Annotated in this window: 1 protein-coding gene and 2 rRNA genes; all 3 read right to left on the bottom strand. The window is 60.2% G+C overall.

Annotated elements, in window-relative coordinates:
* On the bottom strand, positions 1 to 216 hold a 216-nt coding region (locus DI272_RS46000), incomplete at its 3' end, for a hypothetical protein (protein ID WP_309221661.1).
* 630 nt (positions 217 to 846) lie between these two features.
* A 5S ribosomal RNA gene (gene rrf, locus DI272_RS18035) occupies positions 847 to 963 on the bottom strand.
* A 94-nt stretch (positions 964 to 1057) separates the two neighbouring features.
* Positions 1058 to 4116 (bottom strand): 23S ribosomal RNA (locus tag DI272_RS18040).
* Positions 4117 to 4334 lie beyond the last annotated feature (218 nt).

The following is a 4334-nucleotide window of genomic DNA, read 5'->3' on the forward strand; positions in this document are numbered from 1 at the left end:
GTGGCCTGGCTGACCCGCGCCGCCGAACTGAGCGAGAACCCCCAGGAACGCTCCCGCCGACTGGGCGACGCGGCCTACATCGCCGGAGAGGCGGGGCATTTCGACCAGGCGCAGCGGCTGCTGTGCTCCGCCCGCGCCCCGGGCACGGCCGAGTCGCCCGCCGCCGTGGTGACCTCGGCCTATGTGGCGCTCGTCGAGGACGGCGACGTACGGCACACGCACCGTCAGGTGTCGGCGGCGATCGAGAGTCTGCGCGAGCGCGGGGTGCGGCAGCCGGACGAGGTGCTGACGCGGCTGATCGACCTGCTGCTGGCCATCAGCCAGTACGCCGGTTCCCCGGCACGCTGGGCGGAGACGCGGGCGCTGCTCGGGACGCTGGGTGAGCTGACCCCGGCACGCTCGCTGGTGTACCAGGACGCGTGGGGGGACGTGGTGCGGCACGGGGCCGGGGTGCGTGAGCGGGTGGAGCGCGAGTTCGCGGCTGTCTCCGACCTGGAGCCCTGGGACGTGACACGGCTGTCGGTGGCCGCCTATCACGTGGACACGCTCAGCCAGTACCGGCCGTATCTGCAGCGCAGTGCGGACCGCGAGGCCGAGACGGGCTTCGTGCGCAACGGTATGACCACGCGCCATCTGATCATGCTGGACCAGATGGCGGTGGGTGAGTGGGACGCGGCCGAGCGGACCGGGCAGCGGTGCCTGGAGCTGACCTTGTCGCACGGGTATCACCTGCTCGCTCAGCACACCCGCGCCTATCTGGGGTTGCTGGCGGCGCTGCGGGGCCAGGTCGAGCACGCCCGCGAACTCCAGGCCACCGTCGACGCCTGGGCCCGACCCCGCGGCGTCGTTCGGCGGCGTCCTACTCTCCCACAGGGTCCCCCCTGCAGTACCATCGGCGCTGTAAGGCTTAGCTTCCGGGTTCGGAATGTAACCGGGCGTTTCCCTCACGCTATGACCACCGAAACACTATGAAACTGTCAAACATGCCGCACCATACCGTGACCATGGCATGGGGCCGTTCGTGGTTTCAGAACCAACACAGTGGACGCGAGCAACTGAGGACAAGCCCTCGGCCTATTAGTACCAGTCAGCTTCACCCATTACTAGGCTTCCACATCTGGCCTATCAACCCAGTCGTCTACTGGGAGCCTTACCCCATCAAGTGGGTGGGAGTCCTCATCTCGAAGCAGGCTTCCCGCTTAGATGCTTTCAGCGGTTATCCCTCCCGAACGTAGCCAACCAGCCATGCCCTTGGCAGAACAACTGGCACACCAGAGGTTCGTCCGTCCCGGTCCTCTCGTACTAGGGACAGCCCTTCTCAAGACTCCTACGCGCACAGCGGATAGGGACCGAACTGTCTCACGACGTTCTAAACCCAGCTCGCGTACCGCTTTAATGGGCGAACAGCCCAACCCTTGGGACCGACTCCAGCCCCAGGATGCGACGAGCCGACATCGAGGTGCCAAACCATCCCGTCGATATGGACTCTTGGGGAAGATCAGCCTGTTATCCCCGGGGTACCTTTTATCCGTTGAGCGACGGCGCTTCCACAAGCCACCGCCGGATCACTAGTCCCGACTTTCGTCCCTGCTCGACCCGTCGGTCTCACAGTCAAGCTCCCTTGTGCACTTACACTCAACACCTGATTGCCAACCAGGCTGAGGGAACCTTTGGGCGCCTCCGTTACTCTTTAGGAGGCAACCGCCCCAGTTAAACTACCCATCAGACACTGTCCCTGATCCGGATCACGGACCCAGGTTAGACATCCAGCACGACCAGACTGGTATTTCAACGACGACTCCACCCGAACTGGCGTCCGAGCTTCACAGTCTCCCAGCTATCCTACACAAGCCGAACCGAACACCAATATCAAACTGTAGTAAAGGTCCCGGGGTCTTTCCGTCCTGCTGCGCGAAACGAGCATCTTTACTCGTAGTGCAATTTCACCGGGCCTATGGTTGAGACAGTCGAGAAGTCGTTACGCCATTCGTGCAGGTCGGAACTTACCCGACAAGGAATTTCGCTACCTTAGGATGGTTATAGTTACCACCGCCGTTTACTGGCGCTTAAGTTCTCAGCTTCGCAACCCCGAAAGGTCACTAACCGGTCCCCTTAACGTTCCAGCACCGGGCAGGCGTCAGTCCGTATACATCGCCTTACGGCTTCGCACGGACCTGTGTTTTTAGTAAACAGTCGCTTCTCGCTGGTCTCTGCGGCCACCCCCAGCTCAAGCAGCAAGTGCTATCACCAGGTGTGGCCCCCCTTCTCCCGAAGTTACGGGGGCATTTTGCCGAGTTCCTTAACCATAGTTCACCCGAACGCCTCGGTATTCTCTACCTGACCACCTGAGTCGGTTTAGGGTACGGGCCGCCATGAAACTCGCTAGAGGCTTTTCTCGACAGCATAGGATCATCCACTTCACCACAATCGGCTCGGCATCAGGTCTCAGACACANNNCGTCCTACACCCTTACCCCGGGACAACCACCGCCCGGGATGGACTACCTTCCTGCGTCACCCCATCACTCACCTACTACCAGATCGGGTCAGCGGCTCCACCACTCCCCTTTGCCCGAAGGCTCCGGGGCGGCTTCACGGCCTTAGCATCACTGGATTCGATGTTTGACGCTTCACAGCGGGTACCGGAATATCAACCGGTTATCCATCGACTACGCCTGTCGGCCTCGCCTTAGGTCCCGACTTACCCTGGGCAGATCAGCTTGACCCAGGAACCCTTAGTCAATCGGCGCACACGTTTCTCACGTGTGAATCGCTACTCATGCCTGCATTCTCACTCGTCAACCGTCCACGACTACCTTCCAGTGCCGCTTCACCCGGCAGACGACGCTCCCCTACCCATCACNGCAATGACACGACTTCGGCGGTACGCTTGAGCCCCGCTACATTGTCGGCGCGGAATCACTAGACCAGTGAGCTATTACGCACTCTTTCAAGGGTGGCTGCTTCTAAGCCAACCTCCTGGTTGTCTGTGCGACTCCACATCCTTTCCCACTTAGCGTACGCTTAGGGGCCTTAGTCGATGCTCTGGGCTGTTTCCCTCTCGACCATGGAGCTTATCCCCCACAGTCTCACTGCCGCGCTCTCACTTACCGGCATTCGGAGTTTGGCTAAGGTCAGTAACCCGGTAGGGCCCATCGCCTATCCAGTGCTCTACCTCCGGCAAGAAACACACGACGCTGCACCTAAATGCATTTCGGGGAGAACCAGCTATCACGGAGTTTGATTGGCCTTTCACCCCTAACCACAGGTCATCCCCCAGGTTTTCAACCCTGGTGGGTTCGGTCCTCCACGAAGTCTTACCTCCGCTTCAACCTGCCCATGGCTAGATCACTCCGCTTCGGGTCTTGAGCGTGCTACTGAAGTCGCCCTATTCGGACTCGCTTTCGCTACGGCTTCCCCACACGGGTTAACCTCGCAACACACCGCAAACTCGCAGGCTCATTCTTCAAAAGGCACGCAGTCACGAGACACCAGCAAGCTGATGTCCGACGCTCCCACGGCTTGTAGGCACACGGTTTCAGGTACTATTTCACTCCCCTCCCGGGGTACTTTTCACCATTCCCTCACGGTACTATCCGCTATCGGTCACCAGGGAATATTTAGGCTTAGCGGGTGGTCCCGCCAGATTCACACGGGATTTCTCGGGCCCCGTGCTACTTGGGTGTCTCTCAAACGAGCCGCTGACGTTTCGACTACGGGGGTCTTACCCTCTACGCCGGACCTTTCGCATGTCCTTCGCCTACATCAACGGTTTCTGACTCGTCCNGAGAGATCCCACAACCCCGCATGCGCAACCCCTGCCGGGTCTCACACGCATACGGTTTGGCCTCATCCGGTTTCGCTCGCCACTACTCCCGGAATCACGGTTGTTTTCTCTTCCTGCGGGTACTGAGATGTTTCACTTCCCCGCGTTCCCTCCACATACCCTATGTGTTCAGGTATGGGTGACAGCCCATGACGACTGCCGGGTTTCCCCATTCGGAAACCCCCGGATCAAAGCCTGGTTGACGACTCCCCGGGGACTATCGTGGCCTCCCACGTCCTTCATCGGTTCCTGGTGCCAAGGCATCCACCGTGCGCCCTTAAAAACTTGGCCACAGATGCTCGCGTCCACTGTGCAGTTCTCAAACAACGACCAGCCACCCATCACCCTGCCACTCAAGGCAAGTTCACTGGGGCCGGCATCGAGGGCGTTCATTCCCTCAGACACCCAACAGCGTGCCCGACACCCTCGCCTTCTCCATCTCGCGTTCCACGCCGAAGCAGTACTAGCGACCAGAGCAGGTCAAGTGTGCCGAATAATCAACGTTCCAC

This window comes from Streptomyces sp. Act143 (genome assembly GCF_003143935.1).
Classification (GTDB): Bacteria; Actinomycetota; Actinomycetes; order Streptomycetales; family Streptomycetaceae; genus Streptomyces.